14 protein-coding genes are annotated in these 16061 nt (G+C 67.9%); 5 read left to right on the top strand and 9 right to left on the bottom strand.

The window, feature by feature from the left end:
* Positions 1-427 precede the first annotated feature (427 nt).
* Positions 428-661, top strand: coding sequence for a hypothetical protein (locus tag F3J10_RS28895; protein ID WP_025101956.1), 234 nt, complete (start codon positions 428-430; stop codon positions 659-661).
* Complete coding sequence (locus F3J10_RS28900; RefSeq protein ID WP_167232324.1) at positions 648-1070, top strand: type II toxin-antitoxin system VapC family toxin; 423 nt, start codon at positions 648-650, stop codon at positions 1068-1070. Before F3J10_RS28895 ends, F3J10_RS28900 begins: the two co-directional genes overlap by 14 nt.
* Before the next feature lie 136 nt (positions 1071-1206).
* Here the strand turns inward: F3J10_RS28900 and deoC are convergent, their stop codons facing one another.
* Positions 1207-1887: a deoxyribose-phosphate aldolase gene (gene deoC / locus F3J10_RS28905; protein ID WP_167243535.1), complete on the bottom strand. Its 681-nt coding sequence runs from the start codon at positions 1885-1887 to the stop codon at positions 1207-1209.
* Between the two features lie 149 nt (positions 1888-2036).
* Between deoC and deoR the strand changes: the two genes are divergently transcribed.
* Positions 2037-2807 (top strand): DNA-binding transcriptional repressor DeoR, encoded by a 771-nt coding sequence (gene deoR / locus F3J10_RS28910; RefSeq protein ID WP_025101959.1) that lies wholly within the window; start codon positions 2037-2039, stop codon positions 2805-2807.
* A 19-nt stretch (positions 2808-2826) separates the two neighbouring features.
* Here the strand turns inward: deoR and F3J10_RS28915 are convergent, their stop codons facing one another.
* The 6 genes from F3J10_RS28915 to F3J10_RS28940 form a co-directional block, all read right to left on the bottom strand.
* Positions 2827-3909 (bottom strand): aldose 1-epimerase family protein, encoded by a 1083-nt coding sequence (locus F3J10_RS28915; RefSeq protein ID WP_167243536.1) that lies wholly within the window; start codon positions 3907-3909, stop codon positions 2827-2829.
* Positions 3910-3911: 2 nt separating this feature from the next.
* A complete protein-coding gene (fucP, locus tag F3J10_RS28920; protein ID WP_167243537.1) occupies positions 3912-5285 on the bottom strand; it encodes an L-fucose:H+ symporter permease in 1374 nt (457 codons plus the stop codon).
* A 59-nt stretch (positions 5286-5344) separates the two neighbouring features.
* On the bottom strand, positions 5345-6271 hold the full coding sequence (rbsK, locus tag F3J10_RS28925; protein ID WP_025101962.1) for a ribokinase: 927 nt from the start codon (positions 6269-6271) through the stop codon (positions 5345-5347).
* Positions 6272-6487: 216 nt separating this feature from the next.
* Positions 6488-8905 carry a TonB-dependent receptor gene (locus F3J10_RS28930; RefSeq protein WP_167243538.1) on the bottom strand — a complete coding sequence of 806 codons (2418 nt, stop codon included), beginning with the start codon at positions 8903-8905 and terminating at the stop codon, positions 6488-6490.
* Positions 8906-8980: 75 nt separating this feature from the next.
* Positions 8981-9385, bottom strand: a complete 405-nt coding sequence (locus F3J10_RS28935) for a DUF2946 domain-containing protein (RefSeq protein WP_025101964.1) — start codon at positions 9383-9385, stop codon at positions 8981-8983.
* Positions 9386-9485: 100 nt separating this feature from the next.
* Complete coding sequence (locus F3J10_RS28940; protein WP_167243539.1) at positions 9486-10406, bottom strand: LysR family transcriptional regulator; 921 nt, start codon at positions 10404-10406, stop codon at positions 9486-9488.
* Between the two features lie 120 nt (positions 10407-10526).
* Between F3J10_RS28940 and F3J10_RS28945 the strand changes: the two genes are divergently transcribed.
* Both F3J10_RS28945 and F3J10_RS28950 read left to right on the top strand, forming a co-directional pair.
* On the top strand, positions 10527-11870 hold the full coding sequence (locus tag F3J10_RS28945; protein ID WP_167243540.1) for a cation:dicarboxylase symporter family transporter: 1344 nt from the start codon (positions 10527-10529) through the stop codon (positions 11868-11870).
* A gap of 50 nt (positions 11871-11920) precedes the next feature.
* A complete protein-coding gene (locus tag F3J10_RS28950) occupies positions 11921-13195 on the top strand; it encodes an aminotransferase class V-fold PLP-dependent enzyme (protein ID WP_167243541.1) in 1275 nt (424 codons plus the stop codon).
* 16 nt (positions 13196-13211) lie between these two features.
* On the opposite strand, the gene F3J10_RS28955 is transcribed toward F3J10_RS28950, so the two are convergent.
* Together F3J10_RS28955 and F3J10_RS28960 are read right to left on the bottom strand one after the other, a co-directional pair.
* Entirely contained in the window at positions 13212-14564 is a 1353-nt protein-coding gene (locus F3J10_RS28955) for a phosphatidylserine/phosphatidylglycerophosphate/cardiolipin synthase family protein (protein ID WP_240155738.1), read from the bottom strand.
* Positions 14565-14715: 151 nt separating this feature from the next.
* Positions 14716-16050, bottom strand: a complete 1335-nt coding sequence (locus F3J10_RS28960) for a diguanylate cyclase (RefSeq protein ID WP_345791239.1) — start codon at positions 16048-16050, stop codon at positions 14716-14718.
* Between the last annotated feature and the right edge of the window lie 11 nt (positions 16051-16061).

Raw genomic sequence — 16061 nt, forward strand, 5'->3', positions numbered from 1 at the left:
GGGCAGCGGCGGGGCCCGCAGCGGCGCGGTGGGCGGCACGCCGGGCGGGGCCGGAGGCGGCGGCGCCGGCAATGGAGATGCGCATGGATATTGAGCCCCGAGCGGGTCGTAGGCGCTGCTCGCTGCCCGGGAGCGGCGTCAGGGCTGGAAGGCGCGCCTCGATCCTGCGTCACGACGACGCGAACGATGCCGAGCGGCAACTCGCTCGATAGACATGCCGTAGCCCCCTGACGTCAATCCGACACTCTGCCGGATGGCTAGCGAATGCTTGAAACCGGGTGTTCGAGGGCATGATGTGACCAGGTCACGACGACGAGCAGCCGATTTGGCAGTAGACGATGCGGCACGTTGTCGGGATTGGATCTCCATGTCCGCGTATTCGGCACCGAGTGCTAACATTGCTAGCACCGCGATCATGGAGCGACTCATGGCTAATCTTCTGGTGAGAAACGTGGACGAAATGCTTGTTCAAATCTTGCGCGAGCGGGCTGCCGCTCACGGGCACAGCGCGGAAGCCGAGCATCGTGAAATCCTGGCAAGGGCGCTGCGCGAGCCGCAACGCAAGACATTCGCGCAAGCGCTGATGGGCATGCCGAACGTCGGTAGCGATGTCGATTTTGCGCGCGTGGACGATGGCGAGGCGGCGAATGTATTTGATTGACGCCAATGTGGTCAGCGAAATCCGGAAACGGGATCGTGCGGACAAGGGCGTGATGGCCTTCTTTCGCCAGGCGGCCCGCGACGATGCCGGCCTGTACCTGTCGGTGGTGACGGTGGGCGAACTGCGGCGAGGTGTGGAAATCATCCGTCACCGTGGCGACAAATCCCAGGCAACGCGTCTCGCGAACTGGCTCGATGGCGTGCTCCGGGAGTTTGCCGCGAACATTCTCGTGGTGGACAAGGAGATCGGGCAGATGTGGGGCTACCTGCGTGTGCCTCGCCCGGAACACTCGCTGGATAAGGTGATCGCCGCCACGGCCTTGATTCACGATCTGACCGTGGTGACGCGCAACGTGGACGATTTCGCCGGAACCGGTGCCCGTGTGCTGAACCCGTTCAAGGGCCCATAGCGGATCGACGCCGAATCCGCACGAACCTCGCCGTCGCGGCTGTTCCTTGAAAAGGCATGGCGCGCTTCGGCGAGGTCCGCTTCAACGAGGCCCGCTTCAACAGGCAGCCAGGTGGCTGCCTGTCACATTCCGCTGCTCAGTACCCGCTCCCCGGGTTCTCCCCGCCGCTGACGATCGCCACCCCCGAGCTGGTGCCCAGGCGCGTGGCGCCGGCCTCGATCATGGCCAGCGCGGCGGCGCGGTCGCGCACGCCGCCCGAGGCCTTCACCCCCATCTCCGGGCCCACCACGCGGCGCATCAGCCGGACGTCGTCGAGCGTCGCGCCGCCGTGGCCGAAGCCGGTCGAGGTCTTCACGAAGGCCACGCCGAGCTCGCGGCAGATCTCGCAGACGGCGACCTTCTGCGCCTCGTCGAGCAGGCCCGTCTCCAGGATCACCTTCAGCGGCACCGCGGCGCAGGCCTGCTGCACGGCCGCGATATCGGCCTTCACGTCGTCGAGGCGGCCGCTCTTGAGCGCGCCGAGATTGACCACCATGTCGATCTCGCCGGCGCCGGCCGCGATCGCGGCCGAGGCCTCGAAGGCCTTGGCCGCGGACAGGCCCGCGCCGAGCGGGAAACCGACCACCGAGCAGACCAGCACCGGGCTGCCGGCCAGCTCGCGCGCGGCCAGCGGCACGTTCGCCGAATTCACGCAGACCGAGTAGAAGCGATGCTCGGCCGCCTGGCGGCAGAGTTCGCGGATCTGCGCGTCGCTGGCGTCGGGCGCGAGCAGCGTGTGATCGATGGTTTGGGCGAGTTGGGCGTTGGAAAGCGACATGTTTTGGAACTCCACGGAGCGTGCGTCGAATGGATAGAAAAAACGGCACACGGAAAGTTGATGTTTTCACATCGGTTTGTTACAAATACGACATTCCGACCGGGCCCCCGCGCCCGGCACCACACGCGACGGGCAGGCAGGATACAGGCATGGAAACCAGGAAGGGCGAACGGATCAGGACGCTGATGAACGTGCTGCAAGGGCAGAACGCGATTCATCTGCGGGAAGTGGCCGAGCTGTTCGACGTGTCCGAGATGACGATCCGCCGCGACCTGGCCGACAATCCGCATGGCCTGAGCCTGATCGGCGGCTACGTGACGCGCCATTTCGATGCGCAGCGCAGCGATATCGGCGAATACCTGATCAGCGCCGAGAACCACCGGCAGACCGAGCAGAAGCGCCGCATCGGCAAGCTCGCCGCCCAGTTCGTCAAGACCGGCGACACCATCTTCGTCGACTGCGGCTCCACCACGCCCTTCCTGATCGACTTCATTCCCGACGCGCTCGAATTCACGGCCGTCTGCAATTCGCTGAACGTGTTCGCCAAGCTGCAGCAGAAGCCGCATTGCAGCGTGATTCTGTGCGGCGGGGTCTATCACCGCAAGAACATGGTATTCGAATCGGTGGCCGAGACCGGCATCCTCGACACGGTGCGCGTCTCGAAGGCCTTCATCTCGGCGGCCGGCGTGAGCGATCGCTGCGGCGTGACCTGCTTCAACTTCCATGAAGTGGACGCCAAGAAGAAGGTGATGCAGCGCGCGCAGAACCGCTTCCTGCTGGTCGACCACAGCAAGTTCGACGAAGTCCGCGCGGCTTATTTCGCCGAACTGACCGACTTCCACTACGTGATCTCCGATGCGCAGCCGAACCCGCGCTACGAGAGCAGCCTGCGCGAACACGGCATCGCCCTGGTGACCTGAGCGCGGTCGGCGCGCTGCCTCAGGCATCGCGCGCGGGCTCCATCGCGTATTTCCCCTCCATCACTTCGGCCGGGCTCAGGTAGCCCGTCAGCACCTCGAATTCGCGCGTCGCGCCGGGCGCGAGCACGGCCACGTGGCCCTTGCGCTGCTCGGCCAGGTACCCTTCGGGCTCGCAGGTCGAGGGCAGCGCGAAGGCGGCCACCTGCTGGTCGGCGTTGTGCAGGATCCAGCGCGTCGCGTGCGGGAACTGCTCGGGGCAATAGGCGGTATGGAAGGCGCCGCCATCCGGATGATGCAGCCGGAAATGCGCCAGGCCGTCCCGGCCGGCACGCGCCTGGTTCATGAAAAACACGATCTCGGGGTCGTACAGCCCGGGCGTGTCGAGCGTGGCGAGCCGCTCGGGTTCGCGCGCCAGCGCCGCCGTGTAGTCGCGCCAGGCCGGCGTTGGCCTGACATGGGCCGGCACGCTTTCGCGCAGGCGCAGGCCGCCAGCCCCGAGCGCCTGCTCGAAGCGCCCTCCCGGCACGTAGGCGTAGTTCAGGTGCGCCATGTACATCAGGTCCATCGGCGCGCCGCCCAGGTTCGTCACCTGCATGCCGATGCGCATCAGCGCCTCGTGCTCGGCGAGCCGCACCGAGGGCCGCGCCAGGTAGTGGCTGCCGAAACCCTGCACGTATTCGTATTCGCCCGTCACCTCCAGCCAGCCGCCGTGCTGGTCGGCGCCCACCACCAGGCTGGCCCGATCCATCGACGCGCAGGGCATCTCGCCGTGCAGCGCGTGCGTGTCCTCCGGCCCCGGGCAGCCGTTGCGCAACAGGCCGCTATGGAACATGAAGCAGCCGTAGGTGTCGATGATCGAGGCCGCGCGCTTCGGCTGCCGGAACATCTGCTTCATGGTGAGATCGCGGCCGTCGAAGGCGGCGGCCCAGATCATCTGCCCCAGGTAGGGCAGCACCACCAGTTGCCCGCGGCGATTCTCCAGCCGCAGCGCCTCCACGCCCGATGGATAGGCGAAGGCGGTGACGCTCATGCCCTCGGCGCGGTACAGCGTGCGCGGCGTCTCGCGGAAGTCGTCGCGACGCAGTTCGATCTCGCCTCGCATGCTCAGGCTCCCGAGGTGTGGCGCGTGTCGACGTAGCGCGAGCCGGCATCGGCCTCGCCCGGCGCGTCGGGCGTCGAGGCCGGCTGGTGGCGCAGGCAGTAGTAGCCGTAGTAGACGATCACCACGAAGCAGGCCAGCGGCACCACGAAGGCGAGCTGCATGTTGCCGCCGGTGTGGTCGGAGATCAGCCCCTGGATCAGCGGCACCACCGCGCCGCCGACGATGCTCATCACCAGGATCGAGCCGCCGTATTCGGTGTCCTTGCCCAGGCCGTCGATGGTGAGCCCGTAGATGGTCGGCCAGCAGGGGCCGAGGAACACGCTCACGCCCACCGCCGCGTAGACGGCCGTGATGTTGTGCACGCTGATGGTGTAGGCGAGCAGGGCGATGCACAGCACGCCGTAGACGATCAGCACCTTGGCCGGGCCGACGCGCTTCATCACCAGGGTGGCGACCAGCTTGCCGACGAAGAAGGCGAAGAAGGTGGCCAGCAGGTAGCGCGAGGCGCCGCGTTCGCTCAGGCCGCCGATCTGCATCGCCAGCCGGATCGTGAAGCTCCACACGCCGACCTGCGCGCCCACGTAGAGGAACTGCGCGACGATGCCGGCCACGAAGCGGCGGTTGCCGAACAGCCGCGCGAGCGTGCCGCGCGCGTCGATGCGATGCGTGGCCGCGGTGCCGGTGTTGCCCTTGCAGGACGGATAGGGCGTCAGCGCGAACACCACGAACACGGCGGCCAGCACCACGATCAGGAACTTGTAGGGCTCCAGCGTGGCCTGGATCATCGCCAGTTGGTGCACATGCGCCTCGGCGGCCGACATCGCCGCGAGCTGCGCGTGCGAGGCGTCGCCCTGCTTGAAGATCAGGAAGCTGCCCATGTAGACGCCCGCCATCGCGCCGAACGGGTAGAAGGTCTGCGAGATGTTCAGGCGGCGCGTGCTGGTCTCGCGCGGGCCCATCAGCGTCGAATAGGAGTTCGAGGCCGTCTCGAGGAAGGACAGGCCGGCGGCGATCACGAACAGCGCCACCAGGAACATGCCGTACTTGGCCGTCGAGGCCGCCGGGAAGAACAGCAGGCAGCCGGTGGTATAGAGCAGCAGGCCGACCAGGATGGTGGTCTTGTAGCTGAATTTCTTCACCACCGTGGCGGCCGGGATCGCCAGGAAGAAGTAGCCGAGATAAAAGGCCGACTGCACGAAGGCCGATTCGAAATCGGACAGGAAGAAGGACTTCTTGAACTGCGCGATCAGCACGTCGTTGAGGTTGGCGGCGGTGCCCCACAGCGCGAACAGGCAGCACAGCAGCGTGAACGCGAACAGGGGCGTGCGATTCAGGTAATAGCCGTCGGGCGATTGTTCGATCCTGGCTCGGCTCATGGGTGTCTCCTTCCCGGGGTTGTCTCTCTGTCTGGTTGCGTCGATGGGCGGCGCCGCGCTCAGCGGCCGGCGTCGCGCAGGAAGCGTTCGAAGCCGGCCGCGTCGGCGTAGGACTTCTGGGTGCCGAAGCCGGTGACCGAATGCGCGGCATAGGCCGAGGCGTGGCGCATGGCGCTCGCCGCGTCGCGCGAGCTCGCGTAGTAGCGCGCGAAGCAGCCGATGTAGGCGTCGCCCGCGCCGGTGGTATCGCGTGCCTGCACCGGCACGCCGGCGACGTGCTGCACGCCCTCGCGCGAGACCAGCAGCGAGCCCTGGGCGCCCAGCGTGACCAGCACCTGCTTGAGGCCGCGCTCGACCAGCGCCTGCGCGGCACGCGCCGCGGCCTCGGGCGAATCGACCGGCATGCCGGACACGATCGCCAGCTCGGTTTCGTTGGGCACGAAGAATTCGACCGTGCGGATCCGCTCGAAATCGAGCGCGGCGGTGGCGGGCGCCGGGTTCAGCAGCACCGGGATGCCGTGCCGCGCGCCGAATTCGATCGCGTGGTAGACGGTCTCGAGTTCGATCTCGAGCTGCAGCACGATCAGCGCGCATTCGCGCAGCTTGGGCGCGGCCGCCTCGATGTCGGCCGGCAGCAGGTGCCGGTTGGCGCCCTTGACGATCAGGATGCTGTTGCTGGAATCGGGTTCGACGAAGATCGGCGCCACGCCGCTGGGCACGCCGGGCACGCGGCCCACGTGGGTGGTGTCGATGCCTTCGCGCTCGAAGTTGCGCAGGGTGTTGTCGGCGAACACGTCGTCGCCGACCTTGCTGACCATCACCACGCGCGCGCCCAGGCGCGCCGCCGCCACCGCCTGGTTGGCGCCCTTGCCGCCGCAGCCGAGCTCGAAGTTCGGCGCCTCCAGCGTCTCGCCGCGCACGGGCATGCGCTCGACGTAGGTCACGAGGTCGACCATGTTGCTGCCGATCACGGCGATTGTCTCCATCTGGGTCTCTTCCTTGTCATGAGGGCGGAGCGGGCTCGGTCGGAAGCGGCCCGTCGCGGGTGATAATGAAATCACATTAAATGTGATAATGCAATCTCATGATGTTAGTAGGGTCACACGATCGGGCGTGACGAAGCCGGGCCGGATTTCGGGCGGCCCGCTTCATCGAAAAGGGGGAGCGGCGGGCGCCGGCATTCGGCCGGCGCCCCGCGGCCCCTACATCCGCAGCCGGCCTTCCAGGTAGAAGGTGCGGCCCGGATACGGGTGGTAGACGAAGTAGCGCGAGTCGAACAGGTTGTCGATGCCCACGCCGATCTCGCTGAGCTTGCTCGGATGGAACGTGAACTTGGCATCGGCCACCAGGTAGCTGCTGGTGCCGCCGAACACGTTCGGGTTCGAATCGGTGTTGGTCAGCGTGTTGTACTGGCGCCCCGAGTAGCGCGCGGCGAGCGTCACCGCGTAGCGTTCGCCGATGCGGTAGGTGCCGGCGAGATCCGCGCGCCATAGCGGGATCCGGTAGAAGTACTTGCCGACCGTGGCCGGGTTCTGCGCGTTGGCGAGGATCCGCGACTGCGTGTAGGCCAGGCTCGCGATCAGGTCCAGGCCGCGCAGGCCGACATCCTGGCCCGTGTAGCTCAGCTCGACGCCGCGCGAACGCACCTTGCCGATGTTCTGGAAGTTGGTGACGTTCGGGATCACGGTGATGTCGGTCTGGCTGAAGATCGCGTTCTTCACCTCGTCCTCGAACAGCGAGAGCCGGAACAACCCGTTCCAGTGCGCCCACTCGGCGGTCAGTTCCTTCGACAGGTCGTTCTCGGGCTGCAGGTTCGGATTGTTGTTGACGATCGAGGAACCGGTGATTTGCCCCTGGAACAGCTCGCCCACGGTCGGGAAGCGGTAGGCACGCGCGATCGAGGCGCGCAGCGTCAGCTCGTCGGTCAGGTCGAAGGACAGCGAGGCCTTCGGCGAATAGTGATGCTGGTCGGCGCCGGCATAGGGCAGGCTGGTGCCGCCGAGCGATTGCGAGCCGCCATAAGCCTGCCAGTCCTCGTAGCGCAGCCCGTAGACGAGCTTCCAGCGCGGCAGGAAGCGCCAGGCGTCCTGCGCGTAGGCGGCCTGGGTCTGCGTGCGTCCCGCGAAGGCGTTGGCCAGGCTGCCGGCCGCGCCGTCGCGCCAGTCGGCGGTGTTGAAGGTGCGGCTGTCGGTGTAGTAGTTGTCGTAGTGGTAACCGAAGCTGAGGGCGTGGTTGGCCAGGCCGGCCTGCGCCGAGGGCGGGGTCCAGGTCGCCTTCAGGTCGAGCGTCTTCCAGCCGGTGCCGTCGCCGTAGGTGAGCAGGCCCGGGCCGTTGCCGGGCACGCCGGAATTGGCGGTGCGCGCCACGCTGTTCGACACGTCGTAGAGCGAGGCGATCGCCTCGCCGTTCCAGCCCGTCGCATGGTGCGTCCTCAGCGACAGCCCGTAGAGCCAGTTCTCGCTCCAGCCCAGGCTCGGCGCCAGCGCGGCGGCCGGGATGTTGTACTCGTAGCCGCCGATGTTCACCAGCCCGCTGTAGACGGGCTTGCCGTTCGCGTCGCGCAGGAAGCTCGGCGTGTCGCTGTTATAGGTCTGGTGCCAGTAGCCGAGCGTGAAGCCGCCCTGCAAGGTGGGCGTGAAGTCGTATTGCAGCTTCAGCTTGAGCTGGTCCTGAACGGTGTGCTCGATGCCTTCGCCGTTCACGCCGAGCACGGCCGTCGGCGTATTGGTCTGGTTGTTGTAGAACGAGGCGCCGGTCACCGGGATGTCGCCCGGTTTCGCCGGCGTGCTCGACTTCGCGAGCGTGGCGAACTGCAGCGGCTGGCTGGTGTTCTCCAGGTGGTTGGCGCCGATGAAGAACGAGAATTTGCCGATCCGGTTGCCGATCGTCGCGCTGCCTTCGCTGCCGTTGAAGTTGCGGTTCACGCCGAACAGGCTGAAGTGCTGGGTGAAGGCCTTCACGTCGGCATCGGCCTGGAATTGCGTCGGCATCCGGGTGCTGATCAGCACCGTGGCGCCCAGCGAATTGCCCGGGTAGAGCGCCGAGAACGGCCCGTAGATCACGTCCACCTGGCGGATTTCGGCCGGGAACACCATCGACCAGCGCGGCGGGAACGAATAGCTGTTGCCGAGCAGGTTCGACAGCAGCAGGCCGTCCGCGTAGACCAGGCCGCGCGCGCTCTGCGAATTGCTGGTGCCGCGTACCGCGATGATCGAATTGAGATCGCCGATGAAGCGCTTGCGCACCGCGAGGTTGGGCATGTACTTCAGCACGTCCTCGGTATTCACCACGTTCCAGTTCTCGAACTGGCGGCGCGTGACGGTTTCGGTCGAGGCCGGCAGGTTCGGGTCCAGCGCGGGGCGGGCGCTGCCGCCGCCGGCGGGCGAGGCGGCGCTGACGTTGACGGTCGGCAGCACCGCAACGGGGTCGTCGGGCGAGGGCGTCGTGCCGGAGGTGGGCCCGGCTTGCTCGCGCGCGGCTTCGGGCACGGCGGCAGCCGGGTTGTCGGCATGGGCCGGCTGGATCAGCAGGGGCAGGGAAAAGGGCAGCAGGCCCAGCGCGATGGCGCGGGCACGCTGCCGCGCGCGGACATGCGCCGCTCGGGATGTGTAGGACAGCATGGGATTTCCTGGAATGCATGGACATGCGGCTGCCCGCGCCAGGCAGGGCGTGGCGCGGCAGGCAACAGGCAAGGCTCAGGAAAACCGGGGCGGGGCGCGGGGACGGCCGGAAGGGAAGGCGCCGAGCGGCGTGAAGCGGGTGGACAGAACAGGCGCCGCGGCCAGCGCGACCAGCATCACCAGCACCAGCGGCGCGGGCGGCAGGCTGGGCAGCACGAGGTGGTCGGCGAGCAGGTCGCAGTAGCCGCAGGCGGCCAGCGGGTCGGTGTGATCCATCTGCATCGCGCTGTCGGCCGGCATCGGCATCGACATGGCCATCGACTGCGATGGCGCGTGCGCGGTCGAGCAGATCGCGGCCACGGTCGGATCGTCCGCGCGATGCGCCGCCAGCAGCTGGCTGACCAGCGGCGCGAGCACGATCAGCCACATGGCCAGCAGGCCAAGCCATGCGGTGAATCGGGTGCGGGAGCGCCGGAGCATAGGAATCGGGTGGGAAAAATCGCAGCGCAGTCTACCACCGGCGATGGGCGGGAGCCAGCCGGCGATGCGGGCCGGGCGGCGTTGCGCAGGCCGGCTCGCCTCAGGCACGCGGCGCGGCCGGCGCCATCAGGTTGAGCCCGAAGTCGCAGGATTGCGCCGCCAGCCGCGCGATCTCGGCATGCAGGGCCTGGGCCCGCTCGGCGCGGTGCAGCGCGACGTAGGACACCGGCGGCAGGGCGGGGCGCGTGCGCACCACCTCGAGCGCGCCGCTGTCGACCAGATGCGCGACGCAGGCTCGCGGCAGGTAGCTGATGCCGAGGCCCGACAGCGCCAGACCGATCTGCGCGATCAGGCTGTTGCTGGCCAGCACGCGTTGCAGGTTCACGCCCTGCTCCTGCAGGAAGCGCGTGTAGAGCTGCCCGGTGCCCGACAGGTTGCCCTGCAGGATCAGCGGCAGTTGCGCGATGTCGGCCAGCGCGAGCGGCGCCCGGCGCCGCGGCGCCACGCCCGCCGCGCACATCCAGGCATTGTCGACGCGGCCCACCGGGGTGGCCGCGAAGGGCTCGGTGGCGTGGATCCGCGGCACCACGATCAGGTCGATCGTGTCGGCGGCCAGGCGCTCGCGCAGCGTCGCGTTGAGGTCCACCTCGGCCTCCACCCGCACCTTCGGATACGCGGCCTGGATCGCCGCCACCAGGCGCGGCAGCCAGGTCAGCGCGGTCAGCTCGGTCACGCCGATGCGGATCTGCCTTACCAGCGCCTCCTTCGAGGAGATCTGCTCGACGATGCGGTCGCGCCGCTCCAGCAGATCCCGCGCGTGCTCGAACAGTTCCGCGCCCTTGTCGGTGAGCCGCGCGCTGCGATGCGCGCGATCGAACATGGTCAGCTCGAAGGCGCGCTCGAGTTCCTGGATGCGCTTGGAGACGGCCGACTGGGTGGTGTTGAGCCGCGCGGCCGCGGCCTCGAAGGAGCCGAGCTGGACGATCCAGTACAGCGCCTCCATCTGCTTGAAGGTCAGCATCGCGCGGCCCTCGCATGAAGAAAAGCGATATTTTCACATATCAAAAAATCGCTTTTTTTGCTTATTTCGGCTGCATAAGGTGGTGGCCTGATCGCGCCGACCCACCAACCTGGAGTGAGCATGGATACCGCCGTCGACAACCCGCCCGCCCCGCCGGCCCAGCCCGCCCCGCCCACGGTTCGCCGGCCGCGCCTGGGCCTGGCCTGGCAGATCGTGATCGGCCTGGCGCTCGGCATCGTGGCCGGGCTGGTGCTGAACCGTTTCCCCTCGCTGCGCGAGGCCGCCGTGGCGGGCTTCCTGCAGCCGGCCGGCGACATCTTCATCAAGCTGATCCGCATGATCGTGGTGCCGATCGTCTTCACCAGCATGGTGATCGGCATCGCCGGCGTGGGCGACGGCAAGTCGCTCGGCCGCATCGGCCTGAAGACCCTGATCTATTTCGAGGTGGTCACCACCATCGCGATCGTGCTCGGGCTGCTGATCGGCAACCTGCTGCAGCCCGGCGTGGGCACCGATCTCTCGCGGCTCGGCCATGTCGATATCTCGGGCTACCAGCAGGCGACCCGGCAGGTGCAGGGGCATCACGGGCTGATGGCGCTGCTGCTGGGCGTGATTCCCGACAACATCGTCGCCTCGATGGCCAAGGGCGACCTGCTGCCGGTGATCTTCTTTTCGCTGCTGTTCGGGCTCGGCCTGCAGGCGGTGCCGGACGAGTACCGCAAGCCGGTGCTGGCGATGCTCAAGGGCATCGCCGACACCATGTTCAACGTCACCGGCATGGTGATGCGCTACGCGCCGATCGGCGTGTGCGCGCTGATCGCGGTGACCGTGGCGAATTTCGGCTTCGCCTCGCTGCTGCCGCTGCTGAAGCTGGTGGCGGTGACCTACCTGGCCATCCTGCTGTTCGCGCTGGGCGTGCTCGGCCTCGCCGCGCGTCTGTTCGGATTCCGGATCATGACGCTGCTGCGCGTGATCCGCCAGGAGCTGATCATCGCCTTCTCCACCTGCAGCTCGGCCACCGTGCTGCCGCAACTGATGCGCAAGATGGAGGATTACGGCGCACCCAAGAGCATCACCACCTTCGTGGTGCCGACCGGCTATACCTTCAACCTCGACGGCGCCTCGATCTATCTGGGCATCGGCACGCTGTTCGTCGCGCAGTTGTACGGCATCCATCTCGGCTGGCAGGAGCAGCTGGTCCTGACGCTGACCATGGTGGTCACCTCGAAGGGCGCGGCGGGCGTGCCCGGCTTCATGTTCGTGATCCTGCTGGCGACGCTGGCCAGCGCGGGGCTGCCGCTGGAGGGCCTGGCCATGATCGCCGGGGTGGACCGCGTGATGGACATGGGGCGCACCGCGCTGAACGTGGTCGGCAATGCGCTCGCGCCGCTGGTGATCGCCAGGTGGGAAGGTCAGTATGACGAAGCGAAGGGCCGCGCCTATCTCGCCTCGCTGGAGCAATGAGGCCGGCCCTGGCGGGCCGGCGGGAATCGGTAATGACAGGAGCAAGACAGATGAGCAGTGAACGAGGCGCTTTTTTCCCCGAAACCCTGATGACGGAAATCAGGTCGCGTTTCCATCACGTCGATCGCGATATCGACGGCCGCGAGCGCCTGTTCCTCGACAACGCGGGCGGCTCGTTCCGCCTGAAGGCGGCCGTCGAGGCCTGGGCACGCGTGGACGCGCTGCCCGATTGTCCCGAGCGCATCCATGCGCGCGCGCTCGACCTTCAGGCGATCCAGGCCGATGGCGAGGCCGACGTGCGGACCATCCTGAACGCCGTCGGCGGCAGCGTCTATCCCTCGCTGACCGCCTCGAGCGCGATGTTCGAGATGGTGCGCGCGATCATGGAGAACGTGCCCGGCGGCAATGCCGTCACCACCATCCTCGAGCATCCGTCCTCGTACGACGCGATGACGTATTACGCGCAGCGCACCGGCAAGTCGCTGCGGCTCGCGCCGAGCAACCCGCGCACCGGCGGCGTCGACGTCGAGGCGATCGTCTCGCTGGTCGATGCCGACACGGCGCTGCTCAGCGTGATGGCGGCCTCGAACATCTCGGGGGCGAAATTCGAGCTGGCCGAGATCGTGGCGCGCGCGCGGGCCGTGAAGCCGGACCTGTACATCCTGGTCGACGCGGTCCAGCATGCGCCGCACGGGGTGATCGACCTGCGCGAGACGCCCGTCGACGGCATCAATTTCGCGCCCTACAAGTTCTTCGGCTGCCGTGGCTCGGGCATCTCCTGGCTGTCGCCGCGCGCGGCGGCGCTGCCGCATCACCGGCTGGCGGCGCGCGACCAAGGGGTCTGGGAGCTCGGCAGCCCGGCGCCCGCGCAGTTCGCGGTGGTGACGGCGATCGTCGACTACGTGGTGTGGATCGGCCGGCACTTCGTCGATTCGAACGATCGGCGCGCGCTGTTCGTGGCCGGCATGGAACGCATCGAGGCGCACGAGCGCGCGCTGCTGGCGACCCTGCTCGACGGCCGGGGCGGCCGGCGCGGGCTGCGGGCGATCGACGGCGTCGAGGTGTACTGGGATCACGACGAGCTGGCGCGGCGCGACCTGATCGTCGGCATCGGCTTCGCGAAACTGGAGCCGACGCAGGCGGTGCGCGAGTACGAGAAGCGCGGCGTGATCGTCTACGAGCGGGTGGCCACCAGCCTGTATTCGGGCCGCATGCTGAAGTCCTTCGGCCTGGCGGGCGCGGTGCGGATCTCGCCGCTGCATTGCCACACGCCCGAGGATATCGAGCGTTTCCTGGCCGTCACCGAGGAACTGGCCTCGGCTTGAGGCCGCGATGCCGGGTTCAAAGATAACCCCGGATCAGCTTCGTCACCCAGCGCCACACGCCGCCGCAGCCCGCCGCCCGGCAGCGCGCGTCGGGGTCCTCCAGCAGGTGGCCGTCGGCATCGGCCACCGGGCTCGCATGGCGCAGGTAGAACGCCACGCTGTCGCGCAGCGGATCGGCGCCATCCTCGGGGATATCCATCCACAGGCCGTTTTCCGTGTTGGCGTGCGCCGACAGCGGATCGAAGTTGTAGCTGCCGAGGTAGTAGCGATGGCCGTCGATGCGCACCAGCTTGGCGTGCATCATGCGGTTCTCGCGGTCGTGATACTCGCGCACCTCGATCCCGGCGTTCACCAGGTCCGGCAATTCGTCGGCATAGGCGCGACCGACCGCCGGGAATTCCTGCGCGGTGCTGGCCAGCGAGGCGCTCACCAGGGTCACGCGCATGCCTTCGCGTTGCTTGCGTTCGAGTACCTCGCGCAGCGCCGGCACCAGGATCAGGTAGGGGTTGATGACGAGGATGTCGTGTTGCGCCGCTTCGAATTCGTGCAGCATGTCCTGCAGCGTGCCGGGCGAGCGCTTGTCGGGCTGGTCGTGCACGTAGCGCAGGCGCTCGCAGGCGATCGGGGTCCAGCTCGGATCGAAGGGGACGCCGGCGGCATCCTTCGCGTCGGTTGCGCCCGCATCGATATCGAGCGGCGCCAGCAGGCGCTCGCGCCAGTAGCGGATGCGCGTCGGATCGAGCGCGGCGTAACCCTGCGAGATGCGATAGGGCGAGTCGATGCCGAGGAATTTCTCCGGCTCGGGGCTGACCGCCGCCTCGCTGCCCCAGAACAGGTCGAAATGCTGGTGCATGGCATGCAGGGTCGAGGCATCCTGGCCGGCATCGCCGGCCACCATCAGGTCGCGCTCGCTGAGCCAGTTGCGGAAGCTCGAATCCCAGATCGAGGTGCTGCCGATCACGGCGGTGTCGCCGACCAGGAACAGCTTGTCGTGCATGCGATGCGAAAGCTCGGCCAGTTGCGCGCGCGGGTGGAAGATGCGCAGCGCCAGCCCGGGCGCCACCTCGTGCAGCGCGACGATCAGCTCGTCCTCGATCGGGTAGTGCGGCTCGGGGCCGATGCCGTCGATCAGCAGCTTGACCGGCACGCCGCGGCGCGCGGCCTGCACCAGGTGGCGCAGCACCAGGCTGCCCGTCTGGTCGAGCTCGAAGATGTAGGCGAGGATGCGGATCTGCTCGGCGGGCGCGGCGCGATCGATCAGCGCGATGCGCGAGGGCAGCAGCTGGCTGTCGTCGAGCGGCGCGATCAGGTCGACGCATTGGGCGTGGGCTTGCAGCGACCCGGCCAGCAGACCGGCGGCGATGAGCATCAGGCTTCTTCTTGTTGTCGTCATGGTGCGGCGAGCGGGTTCGATTTGTTGTGCGGATCGGGAGGATCGATGCGTCTCGTCAGGCAGCTACCGCCGGATTGTAATCGCCCGGCCCGGCCTGCATTACGCCCGAGGTGCCAATCCTCGGATTTCAATCCATGTACAACTCGATCCGATTCCGCCCGCGTGCCTTGGCGACATACAGCGCCTTGTCGCAACGCGTGAGCACCTGGTCGACGCCGAGATCGGCGGCGCTCATGCGGTCGATGCCGATGCTCACGGTCAGCGCCACCAGCCGCTCGCCGACCGCCAGCGGTGCCTCGGTCATGCGCTGCTGCAGGCGCAGGCCGTAGTCGATCGCGGCGTCGATGCTCAGGCCCGGCAGCACCACCGCGAATTCCTCGCCGCCGATGCGCCCGACGATATCGGTGCTGCGCGCCTCCTGCCGCAGCAACTGGGCGAAGTGGCGCAGCGCGCGATCGCCGAGCGCATGGCCCCAGCGATCGTTGAGCGACTTGAAGTGGTCGAGATCGAGCATCAGCACCGCCGCCTCGCCGTGGCCGGTGTGGCGCAGCCGCATGAACACGGCCTCGCTCTGCGCCAGGAAATCGCGCCGGTTGGCCAGCTCGGTCAGGTGGTCGATGGTGGCGAGCTCGTGCAGCTCCGCCTCGATGCGCTTGCGCTCGGTGGTGTCGGTGATGAAGCCGTGCCACAGCGTGCCGCCGTCCGCCTGGCGCTGCGGCCGCGCCTCGCCGTGCCGCCAGCGCAGGCCCTGGCGCGGCAGCTGCACGCGGAATTCGAGCCGCCACGGCGTCAGCAGCGCGGCCGACTCGCGCAGCGAGTGCCGGTAGGCGGCGAGGTCGCGCGGGTCGATGCAGGCCTCGACCGGCGCCGCGCTGCCGGCCACCTGCGCGGGCTCGAGTTCGTAGATCTGCTGGATGCCGCGGCTCACGTAGCTGAAGAAACGATCGCCCGCCGCCGTCTCGCGATACTGGAACACCAGGCCGTCCACCTCGTCGGTCAGGTTGGTGATCAGGTCGATGGTCTGCTGCAGGCGCGCGGCGGTCTCGCGCAGCGCGGTGATGTCGGTGGTCGCGCCCACCATGCGCAGCGCCCGGCCGTCGCCATCGCGGGCGATCACCTTGCCGCGGCTGCAGATCCACTTGTAGCCGCCGTCCTTGCAGAGGATCCGGTGCTCGACCTCGTAGCGATCGGTCCTGCCCTCGAAGTGCGCATGCATCTCCGCCTGGACATACTCGCGGTCGTCGGGATGCAGGCGGTCCACCGCATCCTCGATGCGGCTGCTCAGTTCATGCGGCGCATAACCGAGGATCGCCTTCCATTCCGGCGAGTAGCGGATCTCGCCGCTGGCCACGTCGCGATCCCAGATGCCGGTGCCGCTGCCGTTCAGCGCCAGCGCGACCAGTTCCTGGTCGATGGTGTCGACGGTGCCGGCACGGGGGGGCGACGTGGCCAGCGGCGAGATCCGCTACTCGC

Source organism: Burkholderia sp. Cy-637 (assembly GCF_011753175.1).
Classification (GTDB): Bacteria; Pseudomonadota; Gammaproteobacteria; order Burkholderiales; family Burkholderiaceae; genus Burkholderia; species Burkholderia gladioli.

Excerpts from the sequence above, each read along its gene's own strand:
- F3J10_RS28895 (WP_025101956.1), top strand. The coding sequence starts at position 428 with ATGGCTAATCTTCTGGTGAGAAACGTGGACGAAATGCTTGTTCAAATC.
- F3J10_RS28900 (WP_167232324.1), top strand. The coding sequence starts at position 648 with ATGTATTTGATTGACGCCAATGTGGTCAGCGAAATCCGGAAACGGGAT.
- deoC (WP_167243535.1), bottom strand. The coding sequence starts at position 1,887 with ATGTCGCTTTCCAACGCCCAACTCGCCCAAACCATCGATCACACGCTG.
- deoR (WP_025101959.1), top strand. The coding sequence starts at position 2,037 with ATGGAAACCAGGAAGGGCGAACGGATCAGGACGCTGATGAACGTGCTG.
- F3J10_RS28915 (WP_167243536.1), bottom strand. The coding sequence starts at position 3,909 with ATGCGAGGCGAGATCGAACTGCGTCGCGACGACTTCCGCGAGACGCCG.
- fucP (WP_167243537.1), bottom strand. The coding sequence starts at position 5,285 with ATGAGCCGAGCCAGGATCGAACAATCGCCCGACGGCTATTACCTGAAT.
- rbsK (WP_025101962.1), bottom strand. The coding sequence starts at position 6,271 with ATGGAGACAATCGCCGTGATCGGCAGCAACATGGTCGACCTCGTGACC.
- F3J10_RS28930 (WP_167243538.1), bottom strand. The coding sequence starts at position 8,905 with ATGCTGTCCTACACATCCCGAGCGGCGCATGTCCGCGCGCGGCAGCGT.
- F3J10_RS28935 (WP_025101964.1), bottom strand. The coding sequence starts at position 9,385 with ATGCTCCGGCGCTCCCGCACCCGATTCACCGCATGGCTTGGCCTGCTG.
- F3J10_RS28940 (WP_167243539.1), bottom strand. The coding sequence starts at position 10,406 with ATGCTGACCTTCAAGCAGATGGAGGCGCTGTACTGGATCGTCCAGCTC.
- F3J10_RS28945 (WP_167243540.1), top strand. The coding sequence starts at position 10,527 with ATGGATACCGCCGTCGACAACCCGCCCGCCCCGCCGGCCCAGCCCGCC.
- F3J10_RS28950 (WP_167243541.1), top strand. The coding sequence starts at position 11,921 with ATGAGCAGTGAACGAGGCGCTTTTTTCCCCGAAACCCTGATGACGGAA.
- F3J10_RS28955 (WP_240155738.1), bottom strand. The coding sequence starts at position 14,564 with ATGCTCATCGCCGCCGGTCTGCTGGCCGGGTCGCTGCAAGCCCACGCC.